At 53.4% G+C, this 14,501-nt stretch carries 11 protein-coding genes, 2 tRNA genes and 1 pseudogene; 6 read left to right on the forward strand and 8 right to left on the reverse strand.

The genetic code is table 11. From position 1 onward, the window contains the following. Positions 1-22 precede the first annotated feature (22 nt). Together SFC07_RS01005 and SFC07_RS01010 are read left to right on the forward strand one after the other, a co-directional pair. The gene (locus SFC07_RS01005; RefSeq protein ID WP_411206367.1) at positions 23-598 is read left to right on the forward strand and encodes a hypothetical protein; all 576 of its coding nucleotides are present in this window, start codon (positions 23-25) and stop codon (positions 596-598) included. 17 nt (positions 599-615) lie between these two features. Beyond that, complete coding sequence (locus SFC07_RS01010) at positions 616-1,104, forward strand: hypothetical protein (RefSeq protein WP_411206368.1); 489 nt, start codon at positions 616-618, stop codon at positions 1,102-1,104. A gap of 17 nt (positions 1,105-1,121) precedes the next feature. Here SFC07_RS01010 and SFC07_RS01015 read toward each other — a convergent pair whose 3' ends face one another. Next, positions 1,122-3,164, reverse strand: a complete 2,043-nt coding sequence (locus SFC07_RS01015; protein WP_411206369.1) for a TPM domain-containing protein — start codon at positions 3,162-3,164, stop codon at positions 1,122-1,124. 121 nt (positions 3,165-3,285) lie between these two features. Here SFC07_RS01015 and SFC07_RS01020 point away from each other — a divergent pair. From SFC07_RS01020 to glmS, 3 genes and pseudogenes are all read left to right on the forward strand, one after another. Beyond that, a pseudogene (locus SFC07_RS01020) lies at positions 3,286-3,889 on the forward strand (YdcF family protein). Beyond that, positions 3,890-5,170, forward strand: a complete 1,281-nt coding sequence (locus SFC07_RS01025) for a deoxyguanosinetriphosphate triphosphohydrolase (RefSeq protein ID WP_411206370.1) — start codon at positions 3,890-3,892, stop codon at positions 5,168-5,170. 400 nt (positions 5,171-5,570) lie between these two features. Next, positions 5,571-7,442 carry a glutamine--fructose-6-phosphate transaminase (isomerizing) gene (gene glmS, locus SFC07_RS01030; RefSeq protein ID WP_411206371.1) on the forward strand — a complete coding sequence of 624 codons (1,872 nt, stop codon included), beginning with the start codon at positions 5,571-5,573 and terminating at the stop codon, positions 7,440-7,442. A 69-nt stretch (positions 7,443-7,511) separates the two neighbouring features. Here the strand turns inward: glmS and SFC07_RS01035 are convergent, their stop codons facing one another. Continuing rightward, entirely contained in the window at positions 7,512-7,754 is a 243-nt protein-coding gene (locus tag SFC07_RS01035; protein ID WP_411206372.1) for a hypothetical protein, read from the reverse strand. Further along, the gene (locus SFC07_RS01040) at positions 7,755-8,252 is read right to left on the reverse strand and encodes a ribonuclease domain-containing protein (protein WP_411206373.1); all 498 of its coding nucleotides are present in this window, start codon (positions 8,250-8,252) and stop codon (positions 7,755-7,757) included. A 39-nt stretch (positions 8,253-8,291) separates the two neighbouring features. On the opposite strand from SFC07_RS01040, the gene dnaG reads away from it, so the two are divergent. Continuing rightward, entirely contained in the window at positions 8,292-10,193 is a 1,902-nt protein-coding gene (dnaG, locus tag SFC07_RS01045; protein WP_411206374.1) for a DNA primase, read from the forward strand. Here the strand turns inward: dnaG and SFC07_RS01050 are convergent. From SFC07_RS01050 to SFC07_RS01070, 5 genes are all read right to left on the reverse strand, one after another. Then, the gene (locus SFC07_RS01050; RefSeq protein ID WP_411206375.1) at positions 10,190-10,432 is read right to left on the reverse strand and encodes a hypothetical protein; all 243 of its coding nucleotides are present in this window, start codon (positions 10,430-10,432) and stop codon (positions 10,190-10,192) included. The genes dnaG and SFC07_RS01050 overlap by 4 nt on opposite strands. A gap of 74 nt (positions 10,433-10,506) precedes the next feature. After that, positions 10,507-12,345 (reverse strand): glycoside hydrolase family 15 protein, encoded by a 1,839-nt coding sequence (locus tag SFC07_RS01055; RefSeq protein WP_411206376.1) that lies wholly within the window; start codon positions 12,343-12,345, stop codon positions 10,507-10,509. Positions 12,346-12,471: 126 nt separating this feature from the next. Further along, positions 12,472-12,544, reverse strand: a tRNA-Asn gene (locus SFC07_RS01060). Between the two features lie 137 nt (positions 12,545-12,681). Beyond that, positions 12,682-12,754 (reverse strand) — tRNA-Asn (locus tag SFC07_RS01065). A gap of 77 nt (positions 12,755-12,831) precedes the next feature. Then, a complete protein-coding gene (locus SFC07_RS01070; protein ID WP_411206377.1) occupies positions 12,832-14,394 on the reverse strand; it encodes an alkaline phosphatase D family protein in 1,563 nt (520 codons plus the stop codon). Positions 14,395-14,501: the final 107 nt, after the last annotated feature.

The following is a 14,501-nucleotide window of genomic DNA, read 5'->3' on the forward strand; positions in this document are numbered from 1 at the left end:
CGGCCGGTGCTATTCTGTTCGCATGACAACGAAGGATCTGATTGTGAACTCCTCCTATACCTCTTGGGGCAAGCGCTTTAAGAAGGACGGACAGCTTTTTGTTGATTTGCTTCGGGGGCAAGAAAAATCCAAAATTGCGACCTTCGGTGAGTCAACCGCAAAAGCTTTTGACACCACTGCCACAGTGGGGGAGCAGCAGTGGAATTTATCCTTCGATATCGCAGGCACAGCCACCGCCACTTTGCCAGATGGTCGCGTTTTCAAAGCACAAGTTGTAGACAAGGGCTTCTCCCACGCTAAACGCATCACCATCGATATGGCTGGCGTTGAAATGACCGCCATCAATGAAGAAAAAGCCAATTGGATTATCGACGACGCCAATGAACAGAAAGTAGCTCAATTCAGTGGCGTTAATAACGGCATGCGTGCTTCCGTTCTAGAGTTTGAAGAAGGTAGCACCGTCTCCGCCGAACAAGAAGTATTTTTGTCCTGGATCGCGCGCAAAACCCTGGAATCGAGAATGTTGGGCTCTAGCTGGGGCTTAACAATCTTCTTAATCATCCTCACCCCGTTCATCATTTTTATGACCTTTATCTAAGAACTGGGGATCTAGGTATGGACGGTTTTGAGCGCCCAAAAGCGGGAATTTTCGGTCGGCACGCCGAGGAAACATGGGTGTGGCTGGGCAATGAGCTTTTCGACGCTTCGGGCGCGGTTATTTCTGATGTGCGCTCGGATGTCCTCTACGTAGCCGATGAACGCCTGCTTATTGAATCAACTCCCGGGACAATGAAGTTCCGGTGTCGCGCCACCTTATCCGGCGGTGAGGTTTATACCGTCATGCAGGAATCTTTTACTGTCGCAGACCTTAAAGCAGTGTGCGGTAAAAGGACCTATGAGCTCAAGCGTGTTTCGCCCTGGCGCAAAGAACGTATTATCACCAACCAAGGTCTAGAGGTGGCCAAAATGCGGCCCATGACCAGTGGAAAAGTGGAATTTACGGTGGGCACTGCAGGTGAAGATGCCCTGCCTTTTGTGGATGCAGTGTTTCTAAGTTGGGCCTGCGTCCTGGTTGATTCCGCAGTACGCAGACCCAAAATTTAAGGCCTAAAATTTAAGCCCTAGAAGCGGCCACCGCGGAATCCTCCGCCACCGCCGCCTCCACCGAAGCTGCCACCGCCGCCACCAAAGCCACCTCCGAATCCGCCACCACGACCACTGTTGAGGATGGAGTTCAGCACCATACCGGTGACAATTGCGCCGGTCGCCCCACCGCTGGAGTTGTTTCGGCGATTACGGTTGTTGTATTCGGTGACGTCATTTTTAGCTGCGGTGCTTGCCCTTTGCGCAGCCACCGTCGCCTGGCGTGCATAATCCAAACCGGCGCGGGTATCGCGAACCCGGTTTTGCATAGCCATGGCGTGGAGTTTTTGAGCGTTGGCAAGGTGCGTGCGCGCCTCGGACTTTACAATGCGACCACGGGTGGAAATAAGATCTTCGGCACCTTGTATTTGTTGCTGGGCGGTGGCCAATTGCTGGTCAAAAATTCGCAATTGATTGGCCTGATCAGTGGCGGTGGCTCGCAAAAGATCCAACTGGGTATCCAGGGCAGAATCTGCATCAACCAGTGTGGTATAGGCGCCGAGAGGATCGGCATCAGCAGTGGTACGGGCTGTGCTTAAAGCAGCGGAAGCGGCACGCACAGTATCGTCTAGGGTAGCCCAATCAGCTTTGGCACCATCATTGGCAGCAGTGGTTTTAAGCTGGGCAGCCTCGTTGATCTCAACTTCCACCTCGGAGATAAGAGGCGCGATATTGGCTTTTGCCGTGGAGATATTGGTATCGGCGTTTTCTACACCTTTAAGCAATTTATCGGCCGTGGCCAGTGCGTGCTCGATGTGGCGGATGGCATCAATCAGACCTGCTTGTTCGCCCGCTGGCTTTGCCTCTAGCTCATAAGCCTGCGCCAACACCTTTTCGGCTTCCTCGAGGGAACCGGTTGCGAGGACCACGTTATCGTCGATGCTCTCCAAAACCTCGGCGGAGTAGCGGGTGCGTAAGCCTTCCAAGGTGGCGGTGGCTTGTGGCAAACGAGTTCTTAGGTCCACAGATTGGCGGGTGAACTCATCAAGGCGGGTATTGGCGTTGATGAGCAGGTTGCGCATATCAGCAAAGTTTTTGGCTTCGGCTGCGAGTGCATCATCGGCCTGACCACAGGAAGAAATGATTTCCACCAGCAAGGAGCGCTTTTCAGCCTCAGATTCGGGGATGGAATCATTGAGGCGCTGCTGGATCTCAAAGGCTCTTTGGAGGGTGCCAGTGGAGTTATTCATGGCGCGGATAAAGCTGCGAGTTCGTTCCGGGCCAAATTCCGCAGTTGTAATATCTAGTTCCTCTTTGGCGCCACGAATGGATTCGTCGGTGGAGGTTAGTTCTTCCTGTGCCAAAGCCTCCAAGGTCTCCAATGGCAAGCGCATCAAGCGGGAGGTATCGCGGGGATCAATACTGCGGGCGTCTTCTAAGGTGGCGGAATCGGTCTTCTTTTTGCGATTGCGGTTATAAGCCCAGAGGCCACCACCTGCAGCTACAACGCCAACTCCAGCTGCTCCCAACCAGGCTGCCGAGGAACCAGAAGAGTCAGAGGAACCAGAAGAACCAGCGCCACCACCGGTGACAGATTGCGCAAGGTTTAGCGCGGAACCAGCCCAATCATCCTGGGAGAGTGCCTGGAAAACGGCTTCATTGGCATTATCTAATTCGGTGGAGCTCCACTGTGTACCGCCAGCAATGCTATATTGGCGTTCTTCCGGGGATACGGCGTAGATCAGCACATTGCCGGAGCCATTGATCTCTAAGGCTTGTTCGGTCCAAGTTTGGGCATCCATGCCATCAAAGGAGTTGAGGTATATGACAAAAATGACCTTTTGTTCAGAGGCTTTAACCTCATCAATTGCTGTTTGAATTTCGCTTTGCTCAGTGGAGCTGAGTAAACCGGTGTAATCGGTGACATTTTCTGTGTAATAATCCGGCGCCTCCGCCAGCACGGAGAGCTCCTCAGCCTGGGCTAAAGGCATGGCCATTAACGTTAAGGAACCAACTCCAATGGCCAGGGAGATACAGGAACGAGCAGCTATTTTTTGAAAAGGCACCAAACGTGGATTCATGGGTACCACCTTACCGAGAACCCCTGGCAGACTGGTGGGGATGAAAAAGTTCTTTCAAGCTTTCACAATCGGCAGCGGGGCACTTATAGCCCAACTGGTCTTAAGAATTCAGCTTTATTCCCTGCGGCGTTATCCCAATGATCCCCAACAGGTGGATTCTTTATTGGTCCTGGGCACGGCGCAATATGATGGTCGTCCATCCCAGCAATTTGCTGCGCGGCTAAAACATACTGCGCAATTGTGGCAGCAGCATCGTAGTCAGATGATTTATACGGTGGGTGGAAATCTGCCTGGCGACCGTTTTAGCGAGGCAGAGGTTGCAGCCACTTACTTGCAGGAGGCTGGGGTGCCCAAAGAATTCATTGAGGTCTCACCCATTGGGAATGACACTTATACCTCTTATATGGCATTAGATCCGGAAGCAGTCGGAAGGGTGCTTATTATTACTGACCCCAACCATTCTTATCGAGCGGTGCGCCTGGCGCGCCGCCTAGGTTTTCGGGCCTTTCCCTCACCGACTCCGTTTAGCCCCACCAGGTTTGCGTCGACAAGCTATTTTTTTGACCTTAGCCCACGAGTGGGGCGGGGTAGTGGTGCAGGACGTGTCGCGGACACTGGGGCGCGGGGCGGCTATTAAAGTTGAGGATGTATTGCGCTCGATTCAGGCGTTTATTAGGCCGTCCCGGCGCGCCCGCCATGACCAGCTGCGGAGGCTAAAGAAGTAGATGTACCCTTATCAACCTGCAGATAATGCTCGGCTTTTTGTTGAAGCGCCCAAATTAAGCCAGCTTAGCGCCGAGGCCCCCGACTCCCGCAGCGCCTTTGCACGCGACCGGGCGCGCGTGTTGCACTCAGCTGCTTTGCGACGACTTGCTGATAAAACGCAAGTGGTTGGACCAAATGACGGTGACACCCCACGCACCCGTTTGACGCACTCTTTGGAGGTCGCGCAAATCTCCCGCGGTATTGGCGCTGGTCTGGATCTGGACCCAGACCTCTGTGATTTGGCTGGTTTATGCCACGATATTGGCCACCCGCCTTATGGTCACAATGGGGAAACAGCGCTTAATGAAGTTGCTCAAGATTGCGGTGGCTTTGAGGGGAATGCGCAAACACTGCGGATTTTAAGCCGTTTGGAACCCAAGGTGGTTTCTGCGGAAGGTAAGAGTTTTGGGCTCAACCTTTCCCGCGCGACTTTGGATGCGGCCTGCAAATACCCGTGGACCAAAACCAATGCTGATGGCAGCGTGAACCGTAAATATGGTGCCTATGATGAGGATGCCGAGCTGTTGCATTGGGTGCGTGAAGGCCATTCGGATCTGCGCCCACCCATGGAAGCCCAGGTTATGGACTTCTCTGATGACATCGCCTATTCCGTCCACGATGTCGAAGACGGCATTGTTTCTGGCCGCATTGATCTGAAAGTCCTCTGGGACTTGGTGGAGCTTGCAGCCCTGGCTGAGAAAGGCGCGCGAGCTTTTGGTGGCGATCCAGCAGAACTTATTGAAGGTGCTGCCTCATTGCGGGAACTGCCGGTGGTAGTGGCTGCTGCTGATTTTGATTTCACGCTGCGGTCCTATTCCGCGCTTAAAGCCATGACCTCGGAATTGGTGGGGCGTTATGTTGGTGCCACCATCGCTGCCACCAAGGAAGCTGCGCGTGAGCAGGGCATAACCGTGGGGCGCATGTTTGGGGATCTGGTGATTCCGGAGGTTGCTGCGCGCGAGGTGAAACTGCTGAAAACCTTGGCAGTGTTATATGTGATGGATGATCCAGGGCATATGGCACGGCAAGATCGCCAGCGCGAACGCATTTTCCGAGTTTATGAATACCTCATGCTCGGCGCGCCGGGGTCCTTGGATCCGATGTTCCGTCAGTGGTTTGTGGAGGCTGACTCCGATGCCGCCCGTGCGCGTGTGGTGGTTGATCAGATTGCCTCAATGACGGAATCCCGTTTGGAACGTTTGGCGCGGAATGCCGCGGAGATTTCTGGATTTTTGGGCTGATTTTGGGAGACTGCGAGGGGCAGTGCGAGGCTGCGCGTTCTGGCTGCAGTTGAGGTCCTTTTATATTCGAGTGTTTGACCGCAATACTGAAGCTGCAACTCTGCTGAAGTGCTTTGAGGTGGGATACTGACAGATTTGTTTAAAATGTGACGAAATTCGCCGAAGTGGCTAGGGGTTAATGGGCATTTTGTGTATTTTTCCAGTGCTTTTGTCTTAAGTGGAAGAATTAAAGAAAATTTGAAAAATGTGACAAAAAGTCCTTCGGTAGATCTCTGAATTAGGGTCTCCTCCTTTAATTTGGATAACAATTAATGGGAAAAACCCATGGTCAGTGCAGTGGGTGATTCTAAGAGGGGACTTAAACGGGTATTAATGCTGAACTTGTTGTAAAGTCGTGCGCATGTGTGGAATTGTTGGATATATTGGCCAAGCGGGCGACTCCCGTGATTATTTTGCTTTAGACGTTGTCCTTGAGGGGCTGCGTCGCCTGGAATATCGTGGATACGATTCCGCCGGTATTGCTGTTCACGCCAACGGCGAGATCGGCTACCGAAAGAAGGCTGGAAAGGTTGCTGCACTGGAAGCAGAAATCGCCAAAGCACCTCTTCCAGATTCAATTCTTGGTATTGGCCACACCCGTTGGGCAACCCACGGTGGACCTACCGACGTAAACGCGCACCCCCATGTTGTTTCCAACGGCAAGCTCGCTGTTGTCCACAACGGCATTATTGAAAACTTCGCAGAACTGCGCTCTGAACTTACCGCTAAGGGCTACAACTTCGTATCTGATACCGATACTGAAGTTGCTGCTTCTTTGCTTGCTGAAATTTATAACACCGAGGCAAATGGTGACCTCACCCTGGCAATGCAGCTCACCGGCAAGCGTCTTGCAGGTGCTTTCACCTTGCTTGCTATTCACGCTGATCACGCTGACCGCATCGTTGCAGCTCGTCGTAACTCTCCTTTGGTTATCGGCGTTGGCGAAGGCGAAAACTTCCTTGGCTCTGACGTTTCCGGCTTCATTGATTACACCCGCAAGGCTGTTGAGCTGGCTAATGACCAGGTAGTTATCATCACCGCTGATGATTACACCATCACCAACTTTGATGGTTCCGAAGCTGAAGGTAAGCCCTTTGATGTCGAGTGGGATGCTGCAGCTGCCGAAAAGGGTGGCTTCAGCTCCTTCATGGATAAGGAAATCCACGATCAGCCAGCAGCTGTGCGCGATACCCTCATGGGTCGCCTCAACGAAGAGGGCAAGCTGGTTCTAGACGAGCTCCGCATCGACGAATCAATCCTGCGCAGCATCGACAAGATCATCATCGTTGCCTGTGGCACTGCTGCTTATGCAGGCCAGGTTGCACGTTATGCTATCGAGCACTGGTGCCGTATCCCAACCGAGGTTGAGCTCGCTCACGAGTTCCGTTACCGCGACCCAATCCTCAACGAGAAGACCCTCGTGGTAGCTCTGTCCCAGTCCGGCGAGACCATGGACACCCTCATGGCTGTCCGCCACGCCCGTGAGCAGGGTGCCAAGGTTGTTGCTATCTGTAACACCGTTGGTTCCACCTTGCCACGTGAAGCAGACGCTTCTATCTACACCTACGCAGGTCCTGAGATCGCCGTTGCCTCCACCAAGGCATTCTTGGCTCAGATCACTGCTTCCTACCTGCTTGGTCTTTACCTGGCACAGCTGCGCGGCAACCAGTTCGCTGATGAGGTTGCAACCGTACTGCAGAGCCTGCGCGAAATGCCAGAGAAGATCCAGCGCGTGATTGACAATGAAGAGCAGGTTAAGAAGCTGGGCCAAGACATGGCCGACGCCAAGTCCGTGCTCTTCCTGGGCCGCCACGTTGGTTACCCAGTTGCCCTCGAGGGCGCTTTGAAGCTTAAGGAAATTGCCTACCTGCACGCTGAAGGCTTTGCTGCCGGCGAGCTTAAGCACGGTCCTATCGCTTTGGTCGAGGAAGGCCAGCCGGTATTCGTTATCGTTCCTTCCCCTCGCGGTCGCGATTCCCTGCACTCCAAGGTCGTCTCCAACATCCAGGAGATCCGCGCCCGTGGCGCTGTCACCATCGTTATTGCCGAGGAAGGCGATGAGGCTGTTAACGATTACGCTAACTTCATCATCCGCATCCCACAGGCACCAACCCTGATGCAGCCACTGCTGGCCACCGTACCACTGCAAATCTTCGCTTGCGCTGTAGCCACCGCAAAGGGCTTCAACGTGGACCAGCCACGCAACCTGGCTAAGTCCGTCACCGTCGAATAAAAGCGCGCTTTTCGACGAAAAGATCCTGCCACGTGGGTTTCCACATGGCAGGATCTTTGTCTTTAGGAGTTAGAAGTTGATGTTGAGGTCAACCCCCAAATCATCACAAACTTCTTCAATCTTGAGCGATTCCCGCGGGTTCACCAACCAAGTTCCTGTAACGCTAATGCGATTGACGCCGGTTTCCCGAATCAAATCCACCATGCCATCCAGATTGGTAGGTGCTGGGCGTTCAATGCCCCAGGCCGCACGTCCCAGCAGTACAAAGAAATCCTGGCGAGTCCTAAAGGTTCCACTAAGGACAATATTCATCTAATTCTCCGCATCGGTGATCTCACAAAAAGTCTCATAGTGATCTGAGGTGTAGTACCACACTTCAGGATCGGTTTCGCTGCCACCACCGGTAACAATTCTTAAGGGGCCGCGGTGGCTTAGACCTGGAGTTTCCACCGTGTATTCGCGGTAGTAGCTGCTGGCTTCATCGGGAAGTACGCCCTCATAGTTACCAAAGCGCACACCGTCATTTTCGGGATAATCAAATGGTCCACCGGCGAGAATATCATCGACCACCAGATCCGCTTGCTCCGGTAGCTCATCAAGTGAGCAAGTATCTAATCGACTGGTGCTTTGGGCTGCGCTGGTAGCCGAGGTGCTCTTCTTGGTAGAGCTGGGGGAAGTTGTGGCCGCGAGGCTGCTTGAGGCGCTCGAAGTCTGGGTATTTGAATCAGTGAGATCAATTCCAAACCAGGCTGCACCAAGTACAACTACTAATCCCAGGACACCGCCAAGAGCCTTCTTACCATTTTGCATAACATCAATATTGGCACAAGCTTGGAAAGGGCTAAAGTGATGGGCATGGCTAAGGGACGCATTCCGGAAAGTGATATTCAGGCAATCCGGGAAAGAACGCCGATCGAAGAGATCGTAGGGGATTATGTACAGCTCAAATCAGCTGGTGCAGATTCCCTCAAAGGTCTTTCCCCCTTCAAAGATGAAAAGACTCCGTCTTTCCACGTGCGCCCCAACCGCGGCTATTACCACTGCTTTTCCACTGGCAAAGGCGGAGATGTGTTCTCCTTCCTCATGGAGATGGAACATATTTCCTTCCCTGAGGCGGTAGAAATCTGTGCTGAAAAAATCGGCTACCAAATTAACTACCAGGGTGGTGGGCCGGGAAACCGGGAAGAACCAGGCACCCGCCAGCGCCTTATTGCTGCAAACAAGGCTGCGCACCAGTTTTATCGTGAACAATTAGAAACTCCCGAAGCGCAGCCTGCCCGAGATTTCCTTTTGCAGCGTGGTTTTAGCCAGCAGCATATCTACCAATTTGAATGTGGATATGCACCAGCTGGCTGGGATACCTTAACCAAGCATCTGCTGAAGAAGGGCTTTGAATATAAGGAATTGGAAGCTGCGGGCCTGAGCAAAATGGGCAAGCGCGGACCGATTGATCAATTCCAGCGCCGCCTTCTGTGGCCCATTAAGAATCTTTCTGGCGATGTCATCGGTTTTGGCGCCCGCAAACTTTTTGATGACGACAAAATGGGCAAGTATATGAACACCCCAGAGACCTTGTTGTACAAGAAGTCAAAGGTGCTCTTTGGCCTTGATACCGCCAAAAAGGCGATTGCTGCCAGCCACCAGGCTGTCGTGGTGGAAGGCTATACCGATGTTATGGCTATGCATGCTGCCGGCGTAGACACCGCTGTGGCTGCCTGTGGCACCGCCTTTGGTGAAGAGCACCTGCAGATGCTGCGTCGTCTCATGCTGGATGACAACTATTTCCGCGGTGAGCTCATCTACACCTTTGATGGTGATGAAGCCGGCCAGAAGGCAGCTATGCGCGCCTTTGAGGGCGATCAGAAGTTCACTGGGCAGTCCTTTGTCTCCGTTGCCCCCAACGGTATGGATCCCTGCGATATGCGTCTAGAACGCGGTGATGCCGCAGTGCGCGACCTGGTGGCCCGCCGCATCCCCATGTTTGAATTTGTGCTGCAGTCCATCATCAATGAATACGCCCTCGACACCGTTGAAGGACGTCTTTCTGCTTTGCGACGCGCGGTGCCGATTGTGGCTGAGATTCGCGATAAAACTCTGCAATCCGAATATGCGCGTTTGCTCTCCGGCTGGGTTGGTTGGGCAGATCCAGCAGAAGTTTTGCGCCAGGTTCATGAGGAGGTGCGCCGACCAAAGCGGGATAAAAAGCCACTGCGTGCAACCCGTTTTGATAAGCCACAGGAAAACCAGCAGACCAGGCCTACAATGTCGCTGCCGAATCCGCGCAACCCCGTGTTGTGGCAGGAGCGGGAGTCCCTCAAGATTGCCTTGCAATACCCAGAGCTAGCGGGATCCTATTTTGATGGACTGCCTCAGGATAGCTTTACTAATCCGGCCTATCGGATGGTGCGTGATGCCATTGCTGCTGCTGGTGGATGTGCGCAGGCTCTTGACGGCAAAGATTGGCTGCCCAGTGTGTCGGAAAATATGACCGATCTTTTGGGCACCTCTTTGGTATCCGAGCTGGCAATGGAAGAAATTGAGGTGGAAACTGCCGATTTGGAGTCATATACCGATGGTGTGCTTTCACGTTTGCAGGAGACTCGAGTAGGAAATCAGATTGCGATTCTCAAGAGTCAATTGCAAAGGATGCGCCCCTCTGATGATGAGCAGGCTTATAACTCCCTTTTTGCAGATTTGGTAGCGCTGGAACAAGCACGGCGAGAGCTTCTCGACCGTGCTTTCCGGGGCTAGTCCTGATCTGGTTCTAGAACCTGGTGTCCATCGTTGGTACGTAGGTTTTTAACCTCTTTCATACGAGGTTGTGGATCAAGCTTGTTGGCGATCGCCCGTCGAGTAGCATTTACTGCTGCTTTAGTGGCGGGCGAGTTAACCGCAACCTCATATCCTTTTTTGATCTGGTGGTAACGCTTACGTCCTGCTTTCGTTCCAAAAACGTAGCCAGCTGCAGCGCCGATCACTAACTGGATCATGTGTGGATAACTCTCCCTACAAAGTTTTGATCTTCAAACCACAGCAACCCGCTGTGGCTATAACACCTCCGATCTTACCTGTTTCGCGCCTCTTCGAAATTGATGGCTCGGGCAGCACTGATTAAGCCGATATGAGAAAAGGCCTGCGGGAAGTTGCCAGCCAAGCGCTTATGGGTGGTGGAATATTCTTCGGCCAGCAGCCCCAGTGGACTTTGGACCGCAAGAATCCGGGCCATTTTCTCTTTGGCATCGTCAAGACGATCAGTGTGGGCGTATTGCTCCACCAACCAAAAAGAACAGATCAAGAAGGGATATTCATCGCCGGTGAGACCATCTGATCCATCGGTGGGGTAGCGGTGCAGGAAACCGTCGGCGTCGAGAAGCTCTTGTTCAATGCGTGCTACGGTGCTGAGCATTTTGGGGTCGTCGTAGCCAATAAACCCGATTTGGGCGAGCTGGAGCAGCGAGGCATCCATGGTGGTGTTGTCATAACACTGGGTGAAAGCTTGGATGTCCTCGTTGAAGCCCTGCTCCATAATTTCCGTCCGCAGCTGCGCCCGGAGTTCCCGCCAGCGCTCAATAGGGCCATCAAAGCCGTATTCCTCAATGGCTTTAATACCGCGGTCAAAGGCAGCCCACATCATGGCGCGGCCATGGGTGAAAAATTGCGGCTCAGAGCGCATCTCCCAAATGCCCTGATCTTTGCGATCAAAATTGGCTTCCTGGAACTCCAAAATGGCCTTTTGCATGCCCCAGGAGAATTCATCCTCGGCGCACCCTGCACGTCGAATTGTTTCCAGCGCGATCATGACCTCGCCCACCACGTCGGCTTGGTATTGCTCGGCTGCGCCATTGCCCACGCGCACTGGGGTGGAATCCTCATAGCCACGCAGGTGATGGAGTTCGCGTTCAGGAAGGTGCCTTTCGCCCCCGAGACCGTACATAATTCTTAGGTTCTCCGGATCACCTGCAATGGCGCGCAAGAGCCAGGTGCGCCATTGCAATGCTGCCTTGGAGAAGCTATATTCCACTAGCGCCTCAATGGTGAGCGCAGAATCGCGCAACCAGACATAGCGGTAGTCCCAGTTGCGCACGCCCCCAAAATCTTCTGGAAGGGAGGTAGTGGGAGCGGCTACGATGCCACCGGTGCGTAAATCGGTGAGCGCGCGCAGCACCAGCATGGAGCGACGAACTTCCGCATCATAAAGATTCTGCGGTGGCAGCTGATCCGCCCAGCTCGCCCAAAAGGCCAGCGTTGATTCAAGCGAGTGAGAATAATCAGGCATCGGAGGATGCTCATCAAAAGACTGCGTCCAAGTAAGCACCCACTCCGCAGACTCACCAGCAGTAAGTTTAAAGGAGCCGCTATGGCAGTCCTTGGAGGGACGGTGTGGCATTTCGGGGCCACGTACATAGACCGCATTGGGGCCAGCAACAGCTTGGACAATGCTTAGGCCATGAACCGTGGTGGTGCGGAAATATGGTGTGGATTCACCATAATCAAAGCGCAGGCGCAGGATTGATTCCACCTCTACCTCGCCTTCCACACAGTGCACAGAGCGGACCAGGTCGGTGAGGTCTGGTTGATCGGTGCCATGGATGGGCATGAAGTCCACCACGCGGGCGGTGCCGGTGGGCGAGCTCCATACGGTTTGCACCACGAAGGAATCCCCCAAATAGCTTTGGCTAATAACCTCACCATTGTCGATTCTTAAGCTCCAGTGTCCGTGTTCGCGGTCGCCGAGCAAACGGCTAAACATTGCTTGGGAATCAAAACGTGGCAGGCAGAGCCAGTCAATACTGCCCATTTTGGATACTAATGCGCCGGTATGCGTATCTGAGATGAAGGCATAATCTTCCAGCAGAGTATCGAGGGGAATATCGTGTTGCGGGGCGGTACTGGGAATGGTCATGCAGCCAGAGTAGAACGAATCTGTCCTACAGAAAAGGAATTCAGAGATTTTCTATAGTGCTATAGGTGACAGTTGGGAAAAGGAAAGCCCCGACCTCACAGGCCGGGGCTGACTTTTAAGTATTTGCTCCTCCAACTGGGCTCGAACCAGTGACCCTTCGATTAACAGTCGAATGCTCTGCCAACTGAGCTATAGAGGAATAAGTTGTCTGGAAGTGCTTCCATCTAACGTTGATCAAGCATAGTCAGAAGTGTACTTTTTGCAAAATCGGCAGGTGGGTGCCATTTTGGGCAACAAAAAACCCACAGTTCACAAGAACTGTGGGCGAAGTATTTGCTCCTCCAACTGGGCTCGAACCAGTGACCCTTCGATTAACAGTCGAATGCTCTGCCAACTGAGCTATAGAGGAATAAGCTGTTTGGAATTTCTTCCTTGCAACGAGATGTAACTATATCTTTAAGCCTAAAAGAGTTACAAATCGCCAGCTTAGGAGGTAAATCCGGAGCGTGGTTTCCAGTCCAATTGGGCCATTGGCTGCACGGGTGAGTCAGCCTGAGAAAGATCTGCAACACGGTGCCAAGTAGCGCGCACCAGATCGCGGGATAGAACCACAGTGGAATAACCATGGGCATCAACATCAACGTGGCGCACAATTGGGCTATTGCTGCGAATAAAGTTCTCCGCTTGCACCGACACGGAATTGTCTGCGGGTAAATGCAGATAATCATCGACATTTGCGGAGGTAATAGAGCTGCACACTACTTCGACGCCGATTTTCTGGTTATCAAAGCGGATTTCATTGGCCCATTCGGAGTGGATATCGCCGGCGAGGAAGAGCGTGGGTTGCCCGGTGCCAGCTAGAATGCTCAAGAGACGATCGCGTTCTTGGGAATATCCATCCCACTGGTCCATATTGGCTGGTAGTGGATCGGGAAGCTGAGCCAGGGGAGCGCCGCTGAGCTGCATGGGGGCAAACATAACTGAGCTGCCGATGATATTCCAGGAAGTTGTGGTGTTTTCCACGGTGTTTTTTAGCCATTGGAATTGTTCGGAGCCCATCATGGTTTTCTCACGTTGTCCCTGCAGCCATTGTTGATGCGTCGGTGGGACGTCGCGGAAACTGCGTAGATCAAGAATGGACAGTGTGGCGAGATCCCCAAACTGGAAACTGCGGAATAACGTGGTGGTGGCGCGAATCGGCATCCACTCCAGATAGGCCTGGAACCCTGCGGATTTACGAATATTCCAATCGCCTTCAGCAGCTGAATGATTTTGAGCACCTTCCCGCCAGGCATCATTGGCGGTTTCATGGTCATCCCACATCGCAATCCAGGGCAGGGCAGCATGGGCTGCTTGGAGCTGCTCATCACCGCGGTAATGGCCATAACGCACGCGATAATCGGTAAGCGTGAGCGTCTCCCAGGCTGGCTCATGATCACGAACAGCACCGCTTTTACCTGCGAACATTCCGCGGGCATATTCGTAGATATAGTCACCAAGAAAAATCAGCACGTCGAGTTCGCCGCGCTGAGCTCGGCGGGCAATATCGCCATAGGCGGCAAAAAATCCCGCCTCCCAATTGGCGCAGGAGGCAACCGCAATGCGCAACTGGCTGAGGGGTGCGTTGAAAAGCGTGCTTGTCGACGTGATGCCGACGGTGGACTTTTCACCGTTGGGGACACTGAAACGGTAGAAATAGCGGCGGGCCGGCTCGAGGCCGGTGACGTCGATGTGGATGGTGTGGTCGCTGGTGGCCGAAGAGGTGGCCGTGCCACTGCGCGTGATGGTGTGGAAGTCTGCGGTGGGGGAGACTTCCCAGTTCAGGGTGATGTTTGGCCCGAGGTTGCTGCCGGGGATGGCCTCTGGAGTGGGGGTGATGCGCGTCCAGATGATTACAGATGTGGGCGTCGGATCGCCGGAGGCCACACCATGTTGGAACAATCGGTGCTCGCTTGCGTGGGTATGCGCAGTGGTGGGTAGGGCGGTGACTCCGAGCGCCAGGGCGGAGGATTGTAGAAATGTGCGCCTAGATAGCTGATTTTCTGGCATGGTAGCGCTCCCATCGACGGTGATCAGTTGGAACCTGTTGCTTTGATGATCCTCCATATGTGGTGGTTGTGCAGCGCAATTAATTAATTCGGGTGGGTATTTCGGTG

Origin of the sequence: Corynebacterium callunae, assembly GCF_046592015.1 — a bacterium.
Taxonomy (GTDB): Bacteria; Actinomycetota; Actinomycetes; order Mycobacteriales; family Mycobacteriaceae; genus Corynebacterium; species Corynebacterium callunae_A.